This window comes from Nocardia sp. NPDC051030 (assembly GCF_040683015.1).
Taxonomy (GTDB): Bacteria; Actinomycetota; Actinomycetes; order Mycobacteriales; family Mycobacteriaceae; genus Nocardia.
Window position 1 is genome coordinate 648,184 of sequence record NZ_JBFBCD010000004.1, and the last position, 23,966, is coordinate 672,149.

A 23,966-nucleotide genomic window follows, 5' to 3' on the forward strand; every position below is an offset into this window, starting at 1 on the left:
CTGACGTCGAACGACATACGGCACTCCTGTCGAGGCGATCACAGAATTATGCTCACGTGATGGCGCAGTACTGAATGACACAGGCACGAGATGACGCGGGGACCGACTGTAGCGCGCAATACTAGCCGGGTGTTCGCTAACACCCGGGAGGCGCGTGGCGATCCGTAAAAGTGTCCGGAAATTACCAGGTCCAGTGTGGAACTGCCCGCAACGGATGTAGTTGCTCGTCAGTTTCCGCAAGCGAGTTCTGCTGCGCTACGTGCGAGCCGAAGTCGACATGCTGACGGAAGGCCTCCCGGAATTTCTCGTCCGCGGGCAGCCCGGCCTCGTCCAGGGCGGCCAGGTACACCTCGACGAACCGCTGTCGCTGCGCGTCGGTGATCTTCAGGCCGCGGTGCATCTGGATAATGTAATCGAAGCCCAGATTCTCGGTGAAACGCGTTGGGCCGCCGAAGGATTCGGCGGTGAACCAGGTCAAGTGCTCGACGTGGTGCGGACGGCGCTCCGGGAATACCTCCCGGAGCACGGGGTCGGCGAGGGCCTTGGAATAGAAGAGTTCCTCCAGCCGGTGCAAAGCCTCATCACCGCCGGCGAATTCGAACAGACTCACCATTTCTCGCTCGTTCCTGATGTGCGAGTGGATCGTTAGCGCTGTCCAGGCTAGCCGGGCAGGACCGGTCGCGTCGGCTATTCGAGGCGGTGCGCGCCCGCCGACGGGGCGGCGTGGAATACGCGCGGCACGTCGAAACCACTGCGCGCGAACGCTTCTCGCACCGCCTCGGTGACCCGACCGGTCTGTTCCTGCTCGACGAGCGCGATCACGCTGCCACCGAAACCCCCGCCGACCATGCGGGCACCGTAGGCCCCGGCCGAGAGCGCGGTATCGACGGCGACGTCCAGCGCCGGGGTCGACACCTCGTAATCGTCACGCAGCGAGACATGTCCGGCGGTCAGTGTGGTGCCGATGCTGCGCGGGTCGAAGCCTTCCCGCAGTTCCTCCGCGACCAGCAGTACCCGGAAGTTCTCGCTCACCACATGCCGGGCGCGACGGCGCAGCAGCGGATCGCTGAGCCGTTCCACATCGGCGAAATCGCGGACGTCGCGCAGGAACGGCACGCCCAGCGCCTCGGCCGCCGCCGCGCATTCCACGCGCCGCTGCGCGTATTCGCCGTCGACGAGCCGGTGCGGGCTGCCGGTGTCGAAGACCAGGAGGTCCAGCCCGAATTTGTTCAGGTCGAAGGGAATTTGCTCGGTCGCGCCGCTGCGCACGTCCAGGAACAGCACGTGGCCCTCGGTGCAGAGAATGGAGGCCGACTGGTCCAGGATGCCGGTCGGTACGCCCACATAGACGTTCTCCGCGGTACGCGCGATATCGATGATCTCGGCCGCGGACACGCTGGGCGCGTACAGATCCCGCAGCGCGATGGCGACCGAACACGACAGCGCCGCCGAGGAGGACAGGCCCGCGCCCATCGGAACCTCGCCGTCGAGTTCGAGTTCCACGCCGGGCAGCTCATGGCCACGGCGCGCGAATTCACGGATCACGCCGAGCGGATAGTGCGCCCAGTGCGGCAGGTCCGACCAGCCCGTGGCCCCGAGCCCGTCCAGGGTGGTCTCGACGAAATCGCAGGGGGCCTGCATCGAGCGCACCAGCACCGCGCCGTCGGTGCGTACCCCGGCGGTGCAGGTCACGCCCATGGGCAGGGCCATCGGCAGTACGAAGCCATCGTTGTAATCGGTGTGTTCACCGATCAGGTTGACCCGCCCGGGGGCAAGCCATCGTCCCACTGTCCATTCCACCGCGAGCTCCTGTCCGGGGGTCGTGCAGGCCGTACGGTTCGATTCGGAGCGAGCATATCGAGCCTCGCACCGCGCGATCCTGCGGGTTCGTCGAACTCCGCTACGGAGGGCGGGTTTTCGTGCCATGATCGACTCGGTTGCCCGGATCTGATGGCAGCGTCGCTCTACCGTGGATTTTGCCGCCGTCGGCTGGGACCTATGCTCTTACAGCAACACTGGGTTATGCGATCACCGCTGCAATTGCAAGGGATTACGCATACCTACGACGCGGCAAGTTCTCTCGGCGGAGTGGACAAGGGGGGCTGGTGGGAACAGATACAGAACCGCCCGGACGGTCCGGGTGGCGGTTCAGAATCTGCTTGCGCACCATGCTGTTCAGCTGCGGCTTATTGATTCTCGCGCTGCCACTCCTCGTGAACTCCAGGTCGCTGGCGCTGATCACCCTCATCGGTTCCGTCACCATCAGCCTGCTCATGATCGGCCTCGGCGTGCGCCGCTACCGGCCGCGCCACCCGCTGCCCTGGTATCTGCTCTCGGCCTCCGCGGTGCAGTTCACCGTGGGCACCACCCTGCGCGAGGTCACCGACTGGCACCGCCACCCCTTCGACGACCTGTTCACCCTCAGCGGGTACTGCTGCATCGGCGCGGCGGCCGTGCTGTGGCTGCGGCCCAGGCAGAACAGCACCGATCACGATCTGCTGCTGGACTCCGGGCTGATCGGGCTGGGCGCGCTGCTGCTGTCCTGGACCTTCCTCATCTCGCCCATCCTGCACCGGACCGCGGGCGTCAGCTTCACCACCATCACGGCCATCACCTATCCGATCGTGGACGCGCTGCTGCTCACCGTGGTCGCGCATTCGGTGGTCACCTCGCCGCGCTCGGAAACCTCGCTGCGGCTGGTCTACCTGGCCATGCTGGTGATCCTGGCCGGGGATCTGGGCTACAACCTGGAGACCGCCGGGTCGGCCGATCTGGGACGCCAGATCCTGCTCATGCCACTGCAACTGGCCTACACGCTGATCGGCGCGGCCGCCCTGCACCCGACCATGGTGATGCTCGGGGCCCCGCGCGATATTCACGCGCACCGGTCCCGCCAGCGCGCCAGCATCATCGCCATTCTCATGATCGTGGCCGCCCTGGTCCCGGTGGTGGGCTCGAGCCTGGACCTGACCGATCGCGTGGTGGTGTCCTCGCTGTTCGCCCTGCTCCTAGCCGGGGTCCTGCTACGCAGCGAACGCGCCATCGAACGCAGCGCCCGCAGCGAACGGCGCGCGCAGTACCAGGCCGATCACGACATGCTGACCGGACTCCTGAACCGCGCCGCCCTGCTGCGGGCGCTGCATCGTAATCGGGACCGCTGGGGTGATCAGCCCCTGGCGCTGCTGTTCATCGACCTGGACGGCTTCAAGCGGGTCAATGACAACTGGGGGCATGCGGTCGGCGATGAGCTGATCGCCAATGCGGCGGCCCGGATTCGGCGCATCATCCGCCGCGACGACGCGGCCGCCCGCTATGGCGGTGACGAATTCGTGGTGCTCGCGCCGCTGTCCCGGCAGCAGGCGCTGCTGCTGGCGGGACGACTGCTCGCCACGCTGGGGGAACCATTCGAACTGAGCGCGGCCGAGGTGCGCATCGCGGCCAGTATCGGCATTGCGTGCAGCGGGCCGCGGGGAACCGACACCACGGTGTATGAGCTTCTGCGCGAGGCGGATTCGGCCATGTACCACGCCAAGGAATTCTCCCTGGGGTACGTCTTCCACGATGATCTGCGGCGACCGCGACCCGACGCCGGACCCCGTCCCACCGCACCGCGCCCGGCCGGGACCACGCCACGCACGGCCGGTCAGCGGACCTGGCACCGGGAGTCCGCGGTCTGATGCCCCGCGGCGCTCCCGGCGTCGATCACTTCCGGTGATTACCCGGTACTACTCAGCCGGCCAGCTCGTCGAGTAGCCGACGGGCGCTTTCCAATTCGGCCTGGAGCTGTTCGACCTTGGCGCGCTGGGTGAGCCGTACGGCCTCCAGCACTCCGTCGACCACCTCGGCGACCTCCGGGTGTAGCAGCTTGGCGGCCTGCGAGACCGCCGAACCCGGTACGGACAGACCGCGAATGGTGCGCTTCTTGCCATTCACGACATCGAGGGTCCATTCGCCGTCGGCGGTGCCGTTCAGCGTGACGGTGACCTCGGCCGCCTTCGGCTTCTTGGCGGCGGCGGCATTGGCGGCATTGCGTGCGGGACGCGAGGCAGCCGGCTTGGCCGCACCCTTGCCCGAATCGGTGGCCGAGTCACCAGCGGTATCGCTGGAGGCCTGTGGCGCATCGGGATTGGTGACGGGGGCGGGCGGGGTATTCGGAACGCTCGGCGGGGTGGCCGGCGTCGTCACGGGAGACGACATCGTCACTGTGGAGTCCTTCCTGTTTGCCTGTCTTTGTGTGGACCCGGCTTGGCTGGACCCAGCCCGGGTCTGGGTGGCCGGTTTGGCACCGGCCGGTTTGACACCGGCTGCGGCTTGGCGGGCCGGCTTGATCAGGGTTACCTCGGTGGGGCCGAACGACAGCACATCTTTAGAACCGGTGGGCTTCACCTGAAGGAAATCACCCTCGGACGGATCGCCGAGCGAGATCACCTTTCCGGAACGGCCTTCCGGCACGCCGACTGCCGCCGCCGTGAACCACACCATCGGCGTCTTACCCGCGTCGATTTCCGAGGCGATCTGCCGAATTTCGGTATCTGACAAGGGTTGTGACTTGGTGGTACGGGACGACATTGGGCACTCCGAGCGGACGGGCGGACATCTGCGTGCCAAGAGCATGCCCCATGGCACCGACAAATCCACATCCGGAGATTTCGCAGCCTGCCGACACGCAGGTCAGCCCACCGAGCATGGTCGGCGGGTCGATAGTAGGCGTTGACCGGTGTGCCCGCGCAACTTTCAGAGCTGTTCGACCCCGCGCAGCACGCAACGCACCGATTGCGGACGGTCCACCGGGTCGAGCCGGGTCTCGGTGGTGAAGTCCTGGGTAGCGCCCGGCGCGACCACGATTTCGGTGCGAGTGCGGTCCAGCACGATCGCCTCCGGCGACAGGAAACTGATCACCACGAGGTAGGTGTGCTCGATCTGATCGCGATTGCTCACCACGGCGGTGGCCTGCCAGCCCGCGGAGGTGCCCGTGCACTCGGTCACGAAGGCGCTGCGCTGCATTTCGGTGGTGTCGACGGCCATGGCCTCACCCCGGGGCTCCGCGTGGGTACAGGCCGACAGCAGCGCCGCACCGGACACCACACCGACGAGCCTCAGGCAAGGGGCGATCATGAATCTCCCTTTCCACCGCGCACTTCCGCCCCCGCAACACCGTTGCCGCTCATTAGCTGCGCGCAGAGAGTACCCCACCGGCTCAGCGTGTCGTTATATAACGCGGCGGGCGTGTCGTCCGAGTCGGTGGGGATTATGCCTGGTGGAGTGGGCTTTACGGCCTCTCCGAAAGCAAACTAAACGGACGCCTGTTCCGACCGGTAGCGCTCCTGCAGGATGTGACGCAGCTTGGTTTCGGTGTGCCGGATGGCAATTGCGACAAATGGTTCGATCGCGGCACCGAGCGCGCGGCCGGCCAGACCACCAGGCAACTGGTAGTCCACATCCACGATGAGCGCGCCGCGTTCGGGCCCGATCTCCTCGAACTGCCAGCGCGACTGAAAGCTGAACCCGGACACCGACTCCGTGGCGAAGAACCGATTCTCCTCGATCTCGGTGATCCGCGCCTTGGCCTTGAGCGTCGCGCCGATCTTGACCGCCCCTTCGTAGGTCGCCCCGACCTGCTTGTGCGGAATATCGCCGATCAGCCTCGCACTCTGGAAGCCATAGAGCCAGTCCTTCAGGTGGTCGAAGTCCACCATGTACGCGAAGGCGAACTCGACCGGAACCGCGGCCTCGCCGCGGTGGTGAATGTGAACCATGCCCGTTCCCTCCCAATTGAAATTTACAGTACTGTATTCATGATCGAGAGCCGGAGGGAAGAGTGCGCATGGTCACAATCGGGCGGAGATCAGTTCACGCCGAGCGCTTCCCGTAGCCGCCGGGCCTGGTAGTCCGCACCCAGCTGATTGGGATGGAACGGAACCGCCAGCCCGACCGGATTGCCGGAGTACGGCAGCAAACCCTCGACCCAGCGGGTTCCCACGGGTTTGCAGGCGTCATGGCCGGAGCTGCCGGAGTAGGTGTCGACGAGCTCGATGCCGGTCGTCTCGGCCGCCCGGGCCAGCATGGCATCCAGCTCGATCAGCTTGGTGCCCAACCACACCGCGTCGGCATCGGAGATCGGGATCTCCGGGAAGCAGCCGCCCCACGTGCCGATGCCCTCGAAATAGTTGAGCAACAGAATTCGCGCATGCGGGGAGCGTGCCCGAATGCCCTCGATGGTCGCGATCACCTTGGGTTCGGCGGCGGCAATCTTCAGTGACATGCGATCCACGCCATCGACGATCTTGGAATTCAGGCAGGGATTCACCGACGGGTCGAGGGTGACGCAATCGATGACCGTGATCGCCAATTCCGCGTCATTGCCACCGATTCCGAGCGTGACGAGATCGGTGTCCGGGGTCAGCCGATCGAATTGCGGAGCATTGGTACCCAGCACGGTCGACTGTGGGGCGGTCATATTCACGGTGGTCGCACCGCCGCAGGTGGCATCGCGGAAGACCGGCACTGCCAGCGCCTCGGCCACCTGTTTGGCGTAGTCGTGGGCGCTCTGGACGCAGTTCAACGGGGTATGTTCGGTGCTGATCTGACTCAACGTGGCATCGGCGGCCCACGAATCACCCAGTGCCACATACTCGTTGTAGGCCGGAGCCTCGACGGGCGGATCGGCCTGAACGACCGCGACGGGCAGTACCGCGCCGATCGCCGCGGCCGTGAATAGCGCGCGCAAAGGTTTCATGAATTTCCTCCCCGGAATCGATCCCCGAAATCAATTGGACCGCCCTTCAATTCAGGAACCTAACAGCCCCTCGCCCGTCGCGCGTGCCGGATGGCCGCAGCAATGCCAGCATGCCCAGGCCCGCGCGATCCGGCGCGCTCACACGTGGTCCACCGACTCGACCCGCTCATAGCTCTCGGCGCGTTCGTAGCCTAGGAGGACATCGTGGGCCACCTCGCCGTCGGAGACGGTGACGCGGGTGAAGGAGGGTGGGTAGCCGCGTGCCATCACCGTGTAGCGGCCCTCGGCCAGATCGGGGACCAGGTAGCGGCCGGTGTCGTCGGTGCGGGTGACGGCGATCAGGTCGCCGTCCTCGTCCAGGACGGTGATCTGGGCGTCGGGGACGCCGCGTCCGGCATCGGTGCAGGCCGAACCGGCGAGTACGGCGCGCGGGGCCAATTCCAGGTCGTGGCGCAGCATTCCGCTGTCGGGCACGGTGAGGGTGGTGGCGATCGGGCGCATATGCTCGGCCACCGCGACCAGGGTGTAGGTGCCCGCCAGCACGCCGCGGCAGGCGTACACGCCCTCGGCGGTGGTGATGGCGGAGCCGACCACATCGCCGTAGGAATCGGTGAGGGTGACCGTCGCATCCCCCAGCGGCACACCGCGCACGGCGGAACGCACCATGCCGGACACCTCGCCCGAACCCATGAGGGCGATATCCAGTTCGTGCGGGCGGCGGCCGACCGTGATGGTGACCGCGGCGGGCTGATAGCCGTGCGCCGACACGATGAGCACGAAGCCCCCCGCGCGCGGGACGCCGATGATGTACGAGCCGTCGGGTTCGCCGATGGCGCGCGAAACCTGCCGTCCGCGTTCGTCGATCAGGGTCAGTACGGCGTCGGGAATGGAATGGCCGTCCTCGCGGTGCACGCAGCCCGACACCGACAGCCCGGACGGCTCGATGATCCGCAGATCCTCCTGCGGCTCCGGCATTTCCGGATCGGGATCGGGTTCGGCGACCGCCTCGGCGGCGACAGGCACCGGAGAGTCCTGCAGCGGAATCTCCTTCATGAACAGCAGCACGAAGGCCGCCAGCGCCGCCACGGCCGCCGCCACATAGAACACACCACTCATGGCGTGCGTGAAGCCGATCAGGATGGGCGTCCGCAGTTCCCCGGGCAGGGCCGCGATCCCGCTGGTATTGGTTTCCACGCTGGACAATTGCGCCGCGTCGAAGCCCGGCGGGAGCTTGCCGCCGAAGGCGTCCACGATCTTGTGCGGCAGCAGGTTGAACAGGATGGTGAGGAATACCGCGACGCCGAGGGTGCCGCCCATCTGGCGGAAGAAGGTCGCGGACGCGGTGGAGACGCCCATATCCGCGCGCGGTCCGGCATTCTGGGCGGCGATGATGAGCGTCTGCATGCAGCCGCCGAGCCCGAATCCGATGACGCCGCAATACAGCAGCGGCTGCCACAGCGGACTGTCGTAGTGCACCAGGGCGAACAGCACCGAGCCGAGCGCGATGACCAGCGAGCCGAGCACCGGCATGAATTTATAGCGGCCGGTGAACTTGGTGACCAGTCCGGACAGCTGTGCCCCGATCATGATGCCGACCACCAACGGCAGCATGAAAAGCCCTGCGCGCGTGGGTGAATAGCCGCGCACCACCTGGAAGTACAGCGGTACCAGCACGATCGCGCCGAACATGGCGACGCCGACGATGAAGCCGCCCACGATGGCAATGCTGAAGGTGCCACTCCTGAACAGCCGCAAGGGAATCAGCGCGGCGTCCTTCATGAGGAATTCCACGAGGAGGAACAGCACCAGCCCGGCCGCGGCGATGCCGTAGCAGAGCAGGGCGCGATGGGACTGCCAGCCCCAATCCCGCCCCTGCTGGGCGATGATGAGCAGCGGCACCGTGCCCGCCGTGAGGGTGATCGCCCCCAGCCAGTCGGTGCGCTGTCGCCTGCGCTCGAACGGGATGTCGAGCACCCGGGCCACGACCAGCATGGCCAGCACGCCGATGGGCACGTTCACCAGGAACACCCAGCGCCAGCCCGAGAGCCCCACCAGCCGGTCCGCGCCCGAGAGCCAGCCGCCCAGCACCGGCCCGAGCACGGTCGCGATGCCGAAGACCATCATGAAATAGCCCTGGTACCGCACCCTTTCACGCGGCGGCACGATATCGCCGACGATCGTGAACGCCAGCGACATGAGCCCGCCCGCGCCGAGCCCCTGCACCGCACGGAATCCCGCGAGCTGATACATCGAGGTGGCGAAGGTGCACGCCACCGAGCCCAGTACGAACACCCCGATCGCAATGAGATAGCAGGGCTTTCGCCCGTAGATGTCCGCCAGCTTCCCGTACAGCGGCGTACTGATCGTGGCGGTGATCAGATAAGCCGTAGTGGCCCAGGCCTGTTGATCGAACCCGTGCAGACTATTCGCGATCCGGACGATCGCCACGCTCACAATGTTCTGATCCAGTGCGGCCAGAAATACCCCCAGCAGCAATCCGGACAAAACAGTCAAGATCTGCCGATGCGAAAGTTCCGCACCCACAGCAGGTTCCACCCGCACCGGTCTTGCCGGCGCCTCGGTAATGGCATTTGTCATATTTTGCGGCCCTTGTCGGTTTCGGCTGTCCGTTGTGTGCGGTGCTACTCGAAAAGACCTCGCATTGAAGCAATTCGGGCAGCTTACCTCGCGGTTAACGGAGCCTTACCGGGGGCTAAGCGTCTACTTGAGCGTAAAGCGGAATTCCGGTGTGGAAGAAGCGGATCAATTGGCCTATGCGGACCGAATGGTCTGAACAATGGCCGTAATGATGAGCGAGCATGGCGATATCGATCGCCATGGCGGAGCCGTGCGACCAGGCGGGGTCGGCGGCGGTCTCGACCACCTGCGCGCGCAGGCGGTCCATGTTCTCGTCCCGGGCGATCAGGATCTGGTCGCGCGGCGGGTTCTGGGCGCCGATCACGCGGACCACGGTGGCGGCGAGATCGGTGGCGGCACTCGCGATTTCGGAGAGGACGAGGGTGATCGATCGAGGGGCCACGGAGTCGGGGTAGTGGCGGACCACGACCTCGGCCACGCGGCTCAGGGCGGTGGCCATGCCCAGCAGATCATCGGCGATCTGCATGGCGGTGATCACGTGGCGCAGGTCCCGGGCCACGGGGGCCTCCAGGGCCAGGAGGATGACCGAACGGTCTTCGCACTTCGCGTGCTCGACCTGAACGTGCTCCTCCAGCGCGAAGACCTCATAGGCGGCGGTCAGGTCACTCCCGACCAGGGCCGCCGAGGCCCGCTCGGCTGCCTCATGGGTCAGCCGTGCCATGTGTGCGAGCTCATCGGTCAATGCCGTGAGCTCGATGGAGAATTTCGTCCGCACTCGCATATCTTGTCCGCCCGCCAGCACAACTGCACACTATCGCGGCAAATGCTTTCGGGCGGAAAGGCTCTCGGTCCTTTTTGTCTCAATAAAACCGACCGCCCAGATTGATCGCGGCGGTCACACACACTCCGGCGCGCCGAACGCCTCGGTGAGTCGCACCGAGTAACCTCCCGCAATCCCCGACACTGGGTCGGTGGCCGCCCACCCTCCCGCTTCCGCGAAGAACGACAGCCGCATGCCGAGCTGGCTGCCGCGCGCCATGGTGCTCGCGCTGGCCTTCCTCGGACTCTTCGAGCTCGCCAATTGGGCGGCGCATCAGCTGATCGGCATCGCGATCATGATGACCGTCTCCTTCTTCATCTCGCTCGCCATGGAACCGGCCGTGGACGCCCTGGCCGCGCGCGGCGTGCATCGCGGACTCGGGACGGCGGTGGTGTTCATCATCGTGTTCGCCTGTGCCATCGGGTTCGTGGCCACCCTCGGCGTGCTGATGGTGCAGACCGTCGGCGATGTGCTCGACGAGCTGCCGGGACTGCTCGATCAACTGATCTCGTGGGTGAATCACACGTTCCACCAAGACTTCACCGTGACGCAGCTGCGCGATCGGATGTTCAAGGACTCCGATGTGATCAGCCAGTACGCCGAGCGGGCGGCCAATAATGTGTGGGGGCTGTCCAGCACGGTGCTGGGCGGGCTGGCGCGGTTCCTGACCATCGCGCTATTCAGCGTGTACATGACCGCGGACGGGCCCAAGCTGCGCCGTTCGGTGTGCTCGCTGCTGCCGCCCGCGCGGCAGGGCGCGGTGCTGCACGCCTGGGATCTCGCCATCGACAAGACCGGCGGCTACCTGTATTCGCGCGCCCTGCTCGCGGTCATCTCCGCCATCGCGCACGGTGCCTTCCTTGCCATTCTCGGGCTGCCGAACGCGGTGGCGCTGGGCATCTGGTTCGGCGTGGTCGCGTCCTTCGTGCCCACCATCGGCACCTATCTGGCCGGGGTGCTGCCGATTCTGGTCGCGCTCACCATCCGCCCGATCGACGCGGTGTGGATTCTCATCTTCGTGGTGGTCTACCAGTGGATTCAGGATTATGTGCTGCAACCCCGCATCACCGCGCGCACGGTCGACGTGAATCCCGCCGTCGCACTGCTTTCCGTCATGGTCGGCGCGGCCCTGCTCGGTGCGGTCGGGGCCCTGCTCGCCATTCCCGCGACCGCCACCGTGCAGGCGTTCTTCAGCGAGTACATCAAGCGCTACGACGTCGCCGAGGATCCGCGCATCGAACGCCGCACCCGAACGGACAAGAGCGGCAAGCAGACTCCCGCCGCGTCGAAGTGACCCGGATCAGGCCGGAGCGGGTTCCTTGATCTCTTCCTTGGCGCGGGCCGTGCCCAGAATCGAGCCGAGGATGACCAGCGGGAAGCCGATCGCCATGCCCGCGGTCAGCGGCTCGTCCAGCAGGGAGACGCCGATCGTCAGGGCCACCGCGGGATTGATGTAGGTGATGACGGTCGCGCGCGCCGGACCGACCTCACCGATGAGCGCGAAGAAGACCACGAAGGCGATCGCCGTGCAGAGCAGGCCCAGCCCGACCACCGACCAGGTCGCATCGGCCGTGTAGTGAGTCGGCCTGCGCCACACCGCGAACGGCGCGTAGATGGCGGCGGCCACGATCAGCGAGGCCGCCACCACGCCCATCGGGGGCAGATCGGCCAGCTTGCGATTGATGATGATCGGCCCGAACGCGTAACCGACCGAACTCACCGCGATCGCCGCCAGCGCACCGAAGTCGGACACGTCGACATCCAGCCCGACCAGCGCGGCCACACCCCCCAGCCCGATGAGCAGGCCGACGATCCGCCGAGTGTCGAGGCGCTCATCCCCGAGCCACAGCGCCAGTACCACCGCGATCAGCGGCACCGCCGCGATCAGCAACCCGACGGTCGAACTGTTCAACTTGGTCTCCGCCGAACCGATCAACAGCCACGGCCCCGTGATCTCCACCACCGTGTAGGCCAGCAGCCACTTCCAGCGCTTCAACACCGGCGCGAAAGCCTTGCTGTACAACGCGATCGGCAACAACACCAGCGCACCGATGAAGGTCCGCCCGAACGCCACCACCACCGGGTCGTAATCCCCCACCGCGACCCGAATCATCGCGTAGGGCACCCCCCAGATAACGCCCATCCCCAGGAACAGCAGCCAGCCGCGCTTACTCATGACTTCACCTCGACGCGGTCCGCGTACCTCATACCCGTGCTCCTTCCGATCCCCGGCAGCCTAAGCCACACCGCCGACACGCCGACCAGGCATATATCCCGATCAGCCAGTTCTCCGAACTACAACACCGCGACCCGTTCGAGCGCATCCTGTCTGGAAGAAATGCAGCCCCGCGAGACCCATGCACCGTGCGGCAACAACAAATCCGGGAGAACTATTGCGCAACATCCGTGTTCACGCGTGCACCCTGCTGTCGGCCCTCACCCTCCCCCTCTGCGCGGCCACCACCGCCCACGCAGGCACCGGAATCGCCCCGCCGATCTCCACCACCATCGAACCCGCCCTGGACTGCACCCCGAGCCCGGACCGCCCCAACCCCGTAGTCCTACTCGCAGGCTTCGGCGCGGTAGGCGACATCACCGCCACCATCAACAAACAAATGGCCGGAATCATGACCGGCATCCGCACCGGCGGCGGCTGCGCCCTCCCCTTCGCCTACGGCATCATCGGCCCCATGCACGCCGCCGCCGGAGTGCCCGAGTCCGCGCAGCAACTGAGCGACTTCATCGAGAAGGTGCTGGCCACAACCGAAGCCACCCACGTCGACATAGTCGCCCACTCCTCGGGAGCCCTGGTAGCCAACTACTACCTGAAGTTCCTGCACGGTTCCCCCCAGGTCGAACACGCGGTCTTCCTCGCCCCCGTCACCCGAGGCACCACCGCCGCCACCCTCACCGCCGGAATCAACCTGACCGCCACCCCCGATGGCCCAGGCGGCCTGTTGTATTCCACCCTCGACCCACTCCGCGACACCCTCCTCACCAATTTCCAGGGCGCACTCGACTGCCTCTCAGGCTCCGAAATCACCCAACAAATCCTCGAAGGCGGCATAACCCAACCAGGTGTCACCTACGCAGTCCTCTCCACCCGAGGCGACCAAATCCTCACTCCGGTAGGCACCGCGTCCTTCATAGAAGAGCCCGGCGTAGAAAACGCTTTCCTCGAAGACCTCTCCCCCGAGGCCGGAACCTCCACTCACGCCGCCCTCCCCATGACACCGGCCGCCACCCAATGGACCCTCAACCACCTGTACTCCTAGCCAAATGTGCGCCCCCCACCACGCCCACCCATCGAGAGGGGACATGAGCCGGGGTTTTGTCCGTTTCCCCCAGCCTCATGTCCCTCCTGAACGTGTTCTAGCGTCAGGGGCGCGGCGTGTCGAGGTGTGGCGAAGCGAAGCGAGCCGACCAAGGTTTGGTCCCTTCTCGTCCAGGCATCTTTTTCTCTTGTCTTTTGTTCTTCGTCTTTCACCTCACCCGAACTAAAGTCCCGAGAATGCCGACACCCGAGGCCGAACCTGCACTGTCCGACGCGGAATCCTCAGCCGAAGCCGGTCGGGCAGCACGAAAACTGGTGTCCCGCTCAGAGCACGGGAAGTGGGAACCCGTCGCAGATCGGCAAGATCCGATCGCCGTGCTGGAAAAACAAGCAACCACCCGAGTCCCAGACCTGGTGCGAATCCGCTACGCCCGAATGGCCGCAGGCCAATTCCCCTTCTATCGAGGCGCCCCCGCGATCATGGCGGCAGATCTAGCCTCCACCGCGAACACCGGCCTCACCGTGCAACTCTGCGGCGACGCACACCTGTCGAACTTCGGCCTATTCGCATCCCCCGAACGCTCACTAGTCTTCGACCTCAACGACTTCGACGAAACCCTCCCCGGCCCATTCGAATGGGACGTGAAACGCCTAGCCGCAAGCGTCGCGGTCGCAGCCCGAGCCAATGGTTTCACCGACACCGAGGCCAGCGACGCCGCCACCGCGGCGGCGACCGCCTACCGCGAAACAATGAACCGCCTCTCCACCCTCGGCGAAACCGATGTCTGGTACGAGATGGTCGATGTAGCAAAAGTATCGGAGCTGACCACCGCCCCCAAAGATCGCAAGCGCGCCGAAAAAGTCATCAATAAAGCCATGGGCCGCACCAGCTTGCAAGCCCTGGACAAGCTGACCGAACCGGACGAAGACGGAATTCCCCACATCAAGGCGGATCCCCCGCTGGTCATGCCGGTCCAGGAACTCGAGATGGCGGCACTGGAAATGGTGCTGGCGGACTACCGCAACACCCTGCCGGAGGAACGGCGCGTACTCCTCGATCGCTACCAAATGCGGGACACCGCAATGAAAGTCGTAGGAGTCGGCAGCGTGGGTACGCGATGCTTCATCGCATTGCTCACCGGGCGCACCACGGGCGATCCCCTGTTCCTGCAAGTCAAGCAAGCCGAGGAATCAGTCCTGGCACCACACCTGCGCGCCAGCGTATTCCGCCATCAGGGCCATCGCGTAGTGCACGGCCAACGCCTGACCCAAGCTGCCGGGGATATCTTCCTCGGCTGGGCCAGCGGCCCGGACGGCACGTTCTATTACTGGCGGCAGCTGAAGGATATGAAGGGTTCGGTGACGATCGACGACATGTCGGCGGAGGAGCTGCGCACCTATGCCGCGCTGTGTGGCCACACGCTGGCGCGTGGCCACGCCCGCTCCGGCGATCGCGTCGCCATTGCCGCCTACCTCGGCGACAATGACGTATTCGACCGTGCCCTAGGGGAATTCGCACTCGCCTACGCCGACCAGACCGCCACCGACCACGATGCGCTGCTCGCCGCCATAGACCTCGGCCGAATCGACGCGGCCACCACCTAGCGCCGGGCTCAAGAGTTACTCAAACCGCCGTCCACGGTGACGATGGTTCCTGACGTATACGCGGAGCGATCGGAGGCGAGAAATGCTGCCAGGTCCGCTATTTCGCGAGGATGGGCGGGACGGCCGAAGGGAAATTCTTCGGCCATGGCACGAAAACGGTCACTGGAATCGATGAGGTGGTTGATGCGTGCGGTGGCCACCGGCCCGGGGTTGATGCCCACCACGCGAATCCCGTCGCGCCAGCTGCGCCCGCCCAGCGCCTTGGTGAAGGCCATGAGGGCGGCATTGCCGGTGCTGCCCGCGATGTAATCGAAGTCGGGACGTTCACCGGCCGCGCCGATGTCATTGACGATCACACCGTGCCCGCGCTGCTTCATGGCGGCGTAGACGAGCCGGGTCAGGTCGATATAGCCGTACACCTTGAGATCCCAGCCATGTCGCCACGCGTCGGCGTCGACGGTTTCGAGTGATCCGGCGGGAATGTCACCGGCGTTGTTGACCAGGATGTCCGGCGCGCCGACCGCATCGACCAGCCGCTGAATGTCCTCGGTCAGGCGCAAATCCACGCTGTGCGTGTGGACATCGACCCCGTGGTCGGCGCGCAGCCGTTCGGCCAGATTGTCGAGTTGCTGTTTGGTCCTGGCGGCCAGGTGCAGGTGACAGCCCTCGGCGGCGAACGCCTCGGCGACGGCCGCGCCGATTCCGGCGGAAGCGCCGGTGATGAGGGCGGTGCGCCCGGTGAGTCCCAGATCCATGCGAAGTACTCCTGTCCTGATCAGTGCGTGAGGGCCGGGCGGATCTTCCACTGCCCGTGCGGCTTCCGCGCCCACACTGGTCCCGAGCCTATTCGAACCATTGACCGGGTCATCATGTCCCATTACCGTATGAGACATCACGTCTCAATAAATCGTGTACGCAACAAGGGAGCCAAGGCCATGGCCGATGGTGTCGATTCCGTATTGCATCCCCCGCGCTGGGCGCCGACCTTCATTCGATGGCATAAGACCCCGATCACCTGGCGTGAGTCCATCCGCCTGTCGCTGGCCATCGTGCCGCGGGTGCGTGATCACACCGTCATGGACTATGTGGCGGGGCTGCCCGGTCAGGACGATGTCATCGTCGCGCGGGTGCCCTTCGCCAAGTTCGTGGTGGTGCGCAGCCCGGACCTGGTGCGGCACGTCCTGATCAATAATCAGAACAACTACATGAAGGCCCCCGAATACGACATGCTCGCCGTCGCGTTCGGCCGTGGACTCGTCACGGATAGGGATGAGCAACAGTGGCAACGGAATCGGCGGCTGGTGCAGCCGATCTTCGCCAAGCGCAATACCGATGCCTTCGCGCCGGTGATGGTCGAGGCGGCCCGCGATGCCGTCACCCGCATTCGCGAGCTCGCCGCGGCCGACGGCGTGATCGATATCAATGCCGAAATGAACCGTCTCACACTGGATGTCACCTCGCGGACCATGTTCGGCACCGATATCACCGGGCCCATGTCCGAGGTGGTGCTCTCCCGCCTGCTGCGCTTCTTCGGGCGCGGCTTCATGACCAATGCCAGCCACCCGCTGCACAATTTCGCCGTCTGGCTGCACAAGCGCACCCACCGCGACGGCGAGGCCGCCAATTCCCGGCTGGGAATCCAGATCATGCGCATGGCCGGGTGGGTCGGGGAAACGCGCACCATGCGCGATCTGCGTCATGCCGAACGTGTCGTGGACGGGTTGATCGCCGATCATCGCAACGGCCGCATCGACCGCAAGGACAATCTGCTGGCACTGCTGATGGAGGCCTCCGATCCCGAGACCGGCTACCGCTACAGCGACCAGGAGATCCACGACGAGCTGATGACCTTCATCGGCGCCGGAATGGAAACCACCGCAACAACTTTGACGTGGGTCTGGTATCTACTGTCCGAGCATCCAGAGGCCGCGGAACGCCTCCGGAACGAGGTGCGCTCGGTACTCGGCTCACGCCCGGCCACCGCCGACGATCTCGACCGGCTGCCCTGGACCCAGGCCGTGGTCTCCGAGACCATGCGCCTGCTGCCGCCGGTGATCGGATTGGCCAGGACCGCAAAGGATCACGATGTGCTGGGCGGTTACGCGATCAAGCCGGGAACCACGGTCGCCATCTCCCTGCACGGCCTGCACCACAATCAGCAGGTCTGGGAGCGCCACGAGGAATTCGACCCGAGCCGCTTCCTCCCGGAAATCCTGGAGCGCCAGCAGAAACGGGCGGCCATCCCCTTCGGCGCGGGCAAACGCATGTGCGTCGCTTCGGTTTTCGCGTCCATGGAGGCCGCGCTCATAGTCGCCACCTTCGCCCAGCAGCTGCAACTGGACGCGGTGCCCGGCCAGCGCGTGCGCAGGCAGATCTCCTTTACCGGCGGACCGGACGGGCCGTTGCGGATGCGCCCGCGCTTCCTGGAAGGCAGCTTGCCGGAATCAGAGCGCGCCGACACGGCCGTATAGTCACCGCCGTGGAGCTGCCCATCGACATGCGACCCCACCGGAGGCGGGCCGGTGGACGTCGATGGAAGGAACACAATTCCGCGCGCAAGACCCAGATCATGACCGCGGCCGTCGCATTGATCGAGGAGCAGGATCCGGGGTCCGAGATATCGATCCAGCAGATCGCCAATCGTGCCGGGCTGGCCCGCTCGGTCATCTACCGCCAGTTCGAGCACCGCGAGGATCTCGACGCGCATGTGCGTGAGTTCATCCTCGGGCTGTATCTCGAGGGGTACGAAGATCTGCTGGTACTCGACCCGGCCAAGACCGTCGAGCAGATCATCCTCGATGTGATACGGGAGATCGTCGAGTGGGCGGCCGAGCATCCCCGGTTGTACCGCTACGGGCAGAGCGGCCCGGTCCACGGTCACGCCGCCGGTGAGACCAGCATTTCGATTGCCCGCCATCGCATTGCCGAGACACTCTGGCAGCGCATCTCCTCCGGGACGGCCGTGTTCGGCATCGATGTGTCACCGTTCCGGCCGCTGATCTACGGAGTGATCGGGATGGTCGAAGGCGTGGTCACCGAATACATCGATACGACAGTGGATTCCGGGCAGCAGACGGTGGAGCGCACGGCTGTCATGCTGGCGGCGTCGACCTGGCATCTGATCGCCGGACACGCCGCCGATCAGGGCCTGCACTTCGAACGGTCGGCCACGGTGGCCACCCTGCTCGGTCAACTTTTCGCCGACGCGAGCGGCAAGTCCGACCGGACGAGCGACGGCCATTAGTTCCTGCCTGGCAACTCATTAGTGGCCGGGTCGACTCTGGTGACAACCCACCATCAGTCACCGGAGCAAACCATGAATCTCAAGCCCCTGGCCGCCGCCCTGGCCCTCACCGCGGGAGCCACCCTCTTCGCCCTGCCGTCGGCCTCGGCCGCACCCACCTACACCAATTGCGATGTCGAGACCGCCGCGCTGGCCGTGCGCGGTGAAGAGCCCGATGTGCTGCTCGCCATCAACCAGTTGCGCAAGGACGCCGGTATCAAGACCCTCGCCATCGACGACACCCTCTCCCGGCCCGCCGAATGGGCCAGCAATGACAGCGCCAATCGTGGCTACTCCCCCAGCAACCACATCGACACGCTGGGCCGTGGCATCGACACCCGCCTGCACCAGTGCGGCCTCTCGAACAGCACTCTGGCCTACGGCGAGATCAATTACTGGGGATACAACATCACGCCGAACGACGCCATGACGTTCTGGAAAAACTCGCCCACCCATAAGGCGCTGATGCTCTCCACCGGCTACACCCGGATCGGTGTCGCGGTCATCTACAAGGACGGCCACCAGCATTGGACGGTCACGTTCGCCTCGAACAGCTGATTCGCGCGGACAGCTGACTCCACGCGGAACGGCGACACCCGCGCGGACAGCGAAGCGGCCCGGCACCTTTGGGTTCCGGGCCGCTTGTTCTCGAGTCGCCGATCAGAAGAAGTATCTCGCATCGCCGATAGCTTATTGATCTTGCGGTGCCCCCAATGCGCGGGGCTTGCGCGGCGACGGGGCGATAGGGATAGCTGGGGCGGAGACGACCAGCGCGGTGGCATTGTCGGTGCCGCCCCCATCCAGCGCGGTATCCACCAGTGCGGCCGCGGTGCGACCCGGCGAATCACCCTCGGCGAGAATCGATTTGATATCGGCCATCTCCAGGCGCTTGCCCACGCCATCGGTGCATAGCACCAGCTGGCCCACGCTCGAACCGGTGCTCGCCTCCCCGATATCGCCGGGCCGCACGGTGCGCGCGGAAGTGGTGACCAGATGTCCCATTCCGGCCATCGGCTCATGGCCGCGCAACCGGAAGTATTCGGCCACCGTGTGATCGGTGGTGATCTGATGCAGCACGCGGCCGTTCCATCGATAGGCGCGGCAGTCGCCCAACCACGCGATATCGCACGGTCCGTCCGGCTGCCCACTCGCCGGTAGCACCGCGACCACCAGCACGCTGTCGGCCTCGGACTCCGGCAGTTGGCGCAGCAATTCCCGTTGCGCGGCAAGGATTCCGGCACGCGCACCCTGTGTGACGGCCACCCGCGCCGCCGTCCGGGCGACGATCCGCGCCGCCCGCGCGGCCCCGAGATGATCACCGACCCCGTCCGCGACCACGAACGCACTGCGCCCCAGCCGTTCATCGGTGACGGTGGCGACCGCATCCGCATTGATGGTGCGCCGCCCCACCTTGCTCACCGACGACCCGGATACCGTGCCGAGCAGGCGCGGCAACTCCCGCGAAATCTCCCCTGGCGGCTCGCCGGGCATGGCGGTTCCGACCTCGATGGCAGCGGTGTGCATGGCCCGACCTCCTCGGACTAGCCCGATGGGTGCTGTCGACCAGCACTCCCCCATTCAACGGACAAAACCCGTGAGTCTGCTCCCGATTTTCCTGTGCTCTTGCTATGAAATTTGCCGATGGTCCCGTTTCGACCTCGCGAAACGGGACCAATCGCCCAGCTACCGTCCCGCGGTCTCCGGCTCGAGCTCCGCATCGGCGATGGCCGCGGCCCGCGCGGGCCGGATCAGCGCCAGCGCCGCGAGGCCGCCGATCACTCCGACCACGCCCGCGACGGCGAGCGCGCCCTGGACTCCGGCCACCGCCGAGGCATGTACCGCATCCTGAAGCTGTGGCGGCAGCATGGCCGATCGACCACCCGCCACCGCCCGCGCGGACGCCTCGGCATCGGGCACATCGCGCGCACCGAGCACAGTCCGCGCCCGTGCGGTGAATACCCCGCCCAGCACCGCGATGCCGAATGCCATGCCCAGCTGCTGCGCGGTATTGACCGCACCCGTCGCCATGCCGCCCCGCTGCGGCGGCACGGTCGACATGGTGGCGGAACCCAATGTGGCGGTGGCGAATCCGACGCCGCCACCGATGAGCAGGAACCCGGGGACGAGTGCGGGCCAGCTCGCGTCACCGTGCACCAGGAGCGCGCCGACCAGCCCGCCCGCGCCGATCACCAGCAGCCCGGATCCGATGATGCGCCCGGCATTCGCGCCGTGCAGATAGCGGCCGAACCCGCCGGACACCACGAATGCCATGGCGGACAACGGCAAACCGATCAGCCCGGCCTGGATCGGAGTCATGCCCAGCACCGATTGCAGCCAGATCGAGGTGTACATCAAGGCGGCGAATGCGGCGAAGAACAGTGCCACGGCGGCGATCAGCACGCCCGCGAACGACCGTTCCCGCAAGAGGTTCAGGTCGAGCAGTGGATCGGTGGCACGCCGCTCGGCAATCACGAAGGCGGCCAAGGCCACCGCCGCGACCACCAGCATGGACACCGTGCCGGTATCGGACCAGCCGTGTTCGTTCGCGCGGATGAGGGCATAGGTCGCGGACGCGGCGGCCACGGCGAAGGTGCCCATTCCGGCGAGATCGATTCGGGCCCGGTGGGTTTCGGAGTCCTCGGAGAGCACCCACATGCACAGGGCGATCGCGAGCACGCTGACCGGCAGGTTCACGAAGAAGATCCACCGCCAGCCCGCCGCCTCGGTGAGCACCCCGCCGATGATCGGGCCGATGGCCGACGAAGCCCCCGCGATCGCACCCCAGACACCGTAGGCGGTGCCGCGATCACGCCCCTCGTAGGAGTTGTTCAAGAGCGGGAAGGTGGTCGCGGCCATGGCGGTCGCGCCGACGCCCTGTGCGATGCGAGCGGCAATGAGCACCACGGGATTCGGCGCTATTCCGCAGATAAGCGAGGACACCGCGAATACCGCGAGCCCGCCGAGATAGATCCTCCGATGTCCGGCGAGATCGGCGATCGATCCCGCGCCGAGCAGTAGGGCCGCCATGGCCACCGCATAGGCATTGACCACCCATTGCAGCGAGCCGAACGACGCATCCAGGTCGCGGGCCATGTCCGGTAGTGCGACGTTCACGATCGTGACGTCGATGAGCAGCATGAACGTGCCCAGGCAGATCGTCAGCAGCGGTAGCCACTTGCGCATGTGCCGGTGTCCTTCCTCGAAGCCTGTTATGACGGCGTCGAGTTTCCGGCGGGCGACCATCATCGGTCGACGAACTCGGGGTGCGGCGTAAATTTCCTCCCATGGCAGCGATTCCGCCGAGAAGAAATTCCTCTTTGGACTCCTTGGACAAGCAGATCGTGCAGCTGTTGCAACTGGATCCGCGCTCGTCCTTCAGTCACATAGCGTCCGAACTGGGTGTCGCGGAGCAGACGGTCGCCCGGCATTACCGGCGCATGCGCCGTGAGGGATTGGCGCGGGTGATCGGATTCGTCGACGCGCCCGCCCTCGGCGAAAGCGACTGGCTGATCCGGGTGCGCTGTCGCCCCGAGGGCGCGGTGCAGGTGGCCGAGGCCCTGGCGCGGCGCGAGGATGCCGCCTGGGTCAGCATTGCCGCGGGCGGCGCGGAGGTCGTGTTCTCACTGCATCCGCGCACTCAGCAGGATCGCGATGATCTGCTCGTCCAGCGGCTGCAACGCAGTACGCCGGTCCTGGACATCACGGCCTCGATGATCCTGCATCGTTTTGTCGGCCGGAACGCCGTCGACTGGCGTGGTCGGCGGGAAATCCGCACCGGCGGACAGCCTGTTGATTCGAACTCGTTGCCCGCCAAGGATTCTCAAATCGAAGACGGCGATCGGGCACTACTGGCCCTGCTGGCGCTGGACGGCCGAACCAGCTATTCGGTCTTGGCCCGCTCCACCGGTATGACCATCGGCCGGGTAATCCGCCGAGTGGATGCTTTGCAAGCGGCCGGAATCCTCTACTTCGACCTCGATATGGCTCCCGCCGCACTGGGTTCCGGGTTCGCGGCCTTTCTCTGGCTCAATGTCGGTCCAGCCCAACTGGAACCGGTCGGGCGAGCGCTCGCCGACCATGACGAAACCACCTACACCGCGGCGGTGACCGGTCCGCATAACCTCTTCGCCACCATCTTCTGCGAAACACCCGATGCCCTGTACCGCTACACGACCACCAAACTGGCTGCGCTTCAAGGGATTCACGGCTTCGAACTGTCACCCGTCCTGCGCCGCCTGAAACAGGCCGGTGCACTGACCGCCGGGGATCTGCTGGCCCAACCCCCGGCCGCGCCCTCTCGCCGTCGTTGACGTTAGCCGGGGGCTTCGGCGATCAGATTCCGGTGCGGGCCACCACGAATACGCGGCGGAACGGCAGCCAGGTGGTGCCGTCGGACTGCGGCGGATAGACCTCTCGCAGCGTCGGGGCGAGCTGTGACCGGAACTCCTGCCATCCGGCCTCATCCAGAGCATCGCGCACGGGCGTCAGCGCCGTGCCGGTGACCCACTCGAGCACCGGGTCCGGACCGCTCAGTCGCTGGAGATAGGTGGTCTCCCAGGCGTCGACCGTGGCACCCGCGGCGGTCAGCACCTGGGCATACCCCTCCGGATCGAGTATGGCGCGCGGTTCCAGCAGCCCGGCCGGAGCGAGCTTCTCCCGCCACTGCTCCCGGGCCGCCAGGGCACGAATCGACACATGTGAGGGCGCATCGAAATTTCCGGGCACCTGGAAGGCCAGCCACGCTCCGGCGGGCAGCTCCCGCACCCAGGAGGCCAGCAGGTCCGGATGGCCGGGCACCCATTGCAGGACGGCATTGGACACCACCACATCGGTGTCCGGGCCCGGCCGCCACTCCCGCACATCCCCGAGCACGGCATCGATTCCGCGCGCCCGCGCCGCGGCCACCATCTCGGGTGAGGAATCGGAGGCCTCGAGCACGGCGTCGGGCCAGCGTTCGGCGAGCGCCACGGTCAAATTGCCAGGGCCGCAGCCCAGGTCGACCACCCGGCGCGGTTTCTCCGCCCGAACCCTGTTCACCAGATCGAAGAAAGGCCGCGCTCGATGATCATCGAAGGCCAGATACTGCTGCGGATCCCACATGGTTCACCTTCCCGCTGAACACAACCGGCCGATGAACCGCAGCGTAACCCGCAGACGGGCACGGGACGCTAGCGGTCGGTGCAGCCGTGCACGACCCAGTACGCCCCGGAACCTGCCCAGCCCATGGCGACCTCGTCGGCGTAGCTCAGCGAGGGCTCCTTCGCCCAGCCCCAGTGACCGCTCGACGCCACCGCCGCCGAGGCGCACTGGTTGTAGAAGGTCAGGACATAGCCGCAGTCGGTGTAGCCGCAGCGGTCATTGGCGGCGCTGGCGGCGTCCTGCCAGGTGGGATAGTTGACGGCGATGGCGGCATAGGTCCAGTTATTGCCGATCGAGATCGCGCCATAGTTGTAGGTGTAGGCGTGGGCCGGAGTGACCGGTGCGAGCACCGCCGCGCCTGCCATGGCCACTGCCGTAATGATCTTCTTCATTGTTCTTGCCTTTGTGCGTCATTCCCGGAATGTATTGCGGGACGAATATGACGCTAGGCAGAAGCCCAATTAGGCGCACGTCACGATGATCGTGATTCGACCCGAAAGTGCAGTTGGGC

22 protein-coding genes are annotated in these 23,966 nt (G+C 65.9%); 8 read left to right on the top strand and 14 right to left on the bottom strand.

Features of this window, described 5'->3' with window-relative positions; genetic code table 11:
- Positions 1-181: 181 nt before the first annotated feature.
- Together AB0N05_RS16630 and galK are read right to left on the bottom strand one after the other, a co-directional pair.
- On the bottom strand, positions 182-613 hold the full coding sequence (locus tag AB0N05_RS16630; protein WP_364693973.1) for a group II truncated hemoglobin: 432 nt from the start codon (positions 611-613) through the stop codon (positions 182-184).
- 74 nt (positions 614-687) lie between these two features.
- Entirely contained in the window at positions 688-1,800 is a 1,113-nt protein-coding gene (gene galK, locus AB0N05_RS16635) for a galactokinase (RefSeq protein ID WP_364693976.1), read from the bottom strand.
- A gap of 368 nt (positions 1,801-2,168) precedes the next feature.
- Here galK and AB0N05_RS16640 point away from each other — a divergent pair, with 368 nt between their 5' ends.
- Positions 2,169-3,677 (top strand): GGDEF domain-containing protein, encoded by a 1,509-nt coding sequence (locus AB0N05_RS16640; RefSeq protein WP_364694628.1) that lies wholly within the window; start codon positions 2,169-2,171, stop codon positions 3,675-3,677.
- 52 nt (positions 3,678-3,729) lie between these two features.
- On the opposite strand, the gene AB0N05_RS16645 is transcribed toward AB0N05_RS16640, so the two are convergent.
- The 6 genes from AB0N05_RS16645 to AB0N05_RS16670 all read right to left on the bottom strand — a co-directional run bounded on the left by AB0N05_RS16645 (position 3,730) and on the right by AB0N05_RS16670 (position 10,109).
- Positions 3,730-4,539, bottom strand: a complete 810-nt coding sequence (locus tag AB0N05_RS16645) for a DUF6319 family protein (RefSeq protein WP_364693979.1) — start codon at positions 4,537-4,539, stop codon at positions 3,730-3,732.
- Between the two features lie 195 nt (positions 4,540-4,734).
- Positions 4,735-5,115, bottom strand: a complete 381-nt coding sequence (locus tag AB0N05_RS16650) for a hypothetical protein (RefSeq protein ID WP_364693983.1) — start codon at positions 5,113-5,115, stop codon at positions 4,735-4,737.
- Between the two features lie 176 nt (positions 5,116-5,291).
- On the bottom strand, positions 5,292-5,756 hold the full coding sequence (locus AB0N05_RS16655) for an SRPBCC family protein (RefSeq protein WP_364693986.1): 465 nt from the start codon (positions 5,754-5,756) through the stop codon (positions 5,292-5,294).
- Positions 5,757-5,845: 89 nt separating this feature from the next.
- Positions 5,846-6,736: an SGNH/GDSL hydrolase family protein gene (locus tag AB0N05_RS16660; protein WP_364693989.1), complete on the bottom strand. Its 891-nt coding sequence runs from the start codon at positions 6,734-6,736 to the stop codon at positions 5,846-5,848.
- 138 nt (positions 6,737-6,874) lie between these two features.
- Entirely contained in the window at positions 6,875-9,250 is a 2,376-nt protein-coding gene (locus AB0N05_RS16665; RefSeq protein WP_364693992.1) for an MFS transporter, read from the bottom strand.
- A gap of 199 nt (positions 9,251-9,449) precedes the next feature.
- Positions 9,450-10,109: a PhoU domain-containing protein gene (locus tag AB0N05_RS16670; protein ID WP_364693995.1), complete on the bottom strand. Its 660-nt coding sequence runs from the start codon at positions 10,107-10,109 to the stop codon at positions 9,450-9,452.
- A 196-nt stretch (positions 10,110-10,305) separates the two neighbouring features.
- Between AB0N05_RS16670 and AB0N05_RS16675 the strand changes: the two genes are divergently transcribed.
- A complete protein-coding gene (locus AB0N05_RS16675) occupies positions 10,306-11,448 on the top strand; it encodes an AI-2E family transporter (protein WP_364693998.1) in 1,143 nt (380 codons plus the stop codon).
- A gap of 6 nt (positions 11,449-11,454) precedes the next feature.
- On the opposite strand, the gene AB0N05_RS16680 is transcribed toward AB0N05_RS16675, so the two are convergent.
- Positions 11,455-12,330 carry a DMT family transporter gene (locus AB0N05_RS16680; RefSeq protein WP_364694001.1) on the bottom strand — a complete coding sequence of 292 codons (876 nt, stop codon included), beginning with the start codon at positions 12,328-12,330 and terminating at the stop codon, positions 11,455-11,457.
- Positions 12,331-12,547: 217 nt separating this feature from the next.
- Here AB0N05_RS16680 and AB0N05_RS16685 point away from each other — a divergent pair, with 217 nt between their 5' ends.
- Complete coding sequence (locus AB0N05_RS16685) at positions 12,548-13,429, top strand: hypothetical protein (protein ID WP_364694004.1); 882 nt, start codon at positions 12,548-12,550, stop codon at positions 13,427-13,429.
- A gap of 236 nt (positions 13,430-13,665) precedes the next feature.
- On the top strand, positions 13,666-15,033 hold the full coding sequence (locus AB0N05_RS16690; RefSeq protein WP_364694007.1) for a DUF2252 domain-containing protein: 1,368 nt from the start codon (positions 13,666-13,668) through the stop codon (positions 15,031-15,033).
- A gap of 8 nt (positions 15,034-15,041) precedes the next feature.
- Here the strand turns inward: AB0N05_RS16690 and AB0N05_RS16695 are convergent, their stop codons facing one another.
- Positions 15,042-15,788 carry a short-chain dehydrogenase/reductase gene (locus AB0N05_RS16695; RefSeq protein ID WP_364694010.1) on the bottom strand — a complete coding sequence of 249 codons (747 nt, stop codon included), beginning with the start codon at positions 15,786-15,788 and terminating at the stop codon, positions 15,042-15,044.
- A 180-nt stretch (positions 15,789-15,968) separates the two neighbouring features.
- Here AB0N05_RS16695 and AB0N05_RS16700 point away from each other — a divergent pair, with 180 nt between their 5' ends.
- From AB0N05_RS16700 to AB0N05_RS16710, 3 genes are all read left to right on the top strand, one after another.
- A complete protein-coding gene (locus AB0N05_RS16700) occupies positions 15,969-17,504 on the top strand; it encodes a cytochrome P450 (protein ID WP_364694013.1) in 1,536 nt (511 codons plus the stop codon).
- A gap of 8 nt (positions 17,505-17,512) precedes the next feature.
- On the top strand, positions 17,513-18,277 hold the full coding sequence (locus AB0N05_RS16705; protein ID WP_364694017.1) for a TetR/AcrR family transcriptional regulator: 765 nt from the start codon (positions 17,513-17,515) through the stop codon (positions 18,275-18,277).
- A 72-nt stretch (positions 18,278-18,349) separates the two neighbouring features.
- The gene (locus AB0N05_RS16710) at positions 18,350-18,874 is read left to right on the top strand and encodes a CAP domain-containing protein (protein ID WP_364694020.1); all 525 of its coding nucleotides are present in this window, start codon (positions 18,350-18,352) and stop codon (positions 18,872-18,874) included.
- 132 nt (positions 18,875-19,006) lie between these two features.
- On the opposite strand, the gene AB0N05_RS16715 is transcribed toward AB0N05_RS16710, so the two are convergent.
- Complete coding sequence (locus tag AB0N05_RS16715) at positions 19,007-19,840, bottom strand: protein phosphatase 2C domain-containing protein (RefSeq protein ID WP_364694022.1); 834 nt, start codon at positions 19,838-19,840, stop codon at positions 19,007-19,009.
- A gap of 159 nt (positions 19,841-19,999) precedes the next feature.
- The gene (locus AB0N05_RS16720; RefSeq protein ID WP_364694024.1) at positions 20,000-21,499 is read right to left on the bottom strand and encodes an MFS transporter; all 1,500 of its coding nucleotides are present in this window, start codon (positions 21,497-21,499) and stop codon (positions 20,000-20,002) included.
- Positions 21,500-21,600: 101 nt separating this feature from the next.
- Between AB0N05_RS16720 and AB0N05_RS16725 the strand changes: the two genes are divergently transcribed.
- Complete coding sequence (locus tag AB0N05_RS16725; protein WP_364694027.1) at positions 21,601-22,626, top strand: Lrp/AsnC family transcriptional regulator; 1,026 nt, start codon at positions 21,601-21,603, stop codon at positions 22,624-22,626.
- A gap of 22 nt (positions 22,627-22,648) precedes the next feature.
- On the opposite strand, the gene AB0N05_RS16730 is transcribed toward AB0N05_RS16725, so the two are convergent.
- A complete protein-coding gene (locus tag AB0N05_RS16730) occupies positions 22,649-23,416 on the bottom strand; it encodes a trans-aconitate 2-methyltransferase (RefSeq protein ID WP_364694031.1) in 768 nt (255 codons plus the stop codon).
- Positions 23,417-23,484: 68 nt separating this feature from the next.
- Entirely contained in the window at positions 23,485-23,847 is a 363-nt protein-coding gene (locus AB0N05_RS16735; RefSeq protein ID WP_364694034.1) for a DUF4189 domain-containing protein, read from the bottom strand.
- Between the last annotated feature and the right edge of the window lie 119 nt (positions 23,848-23,966).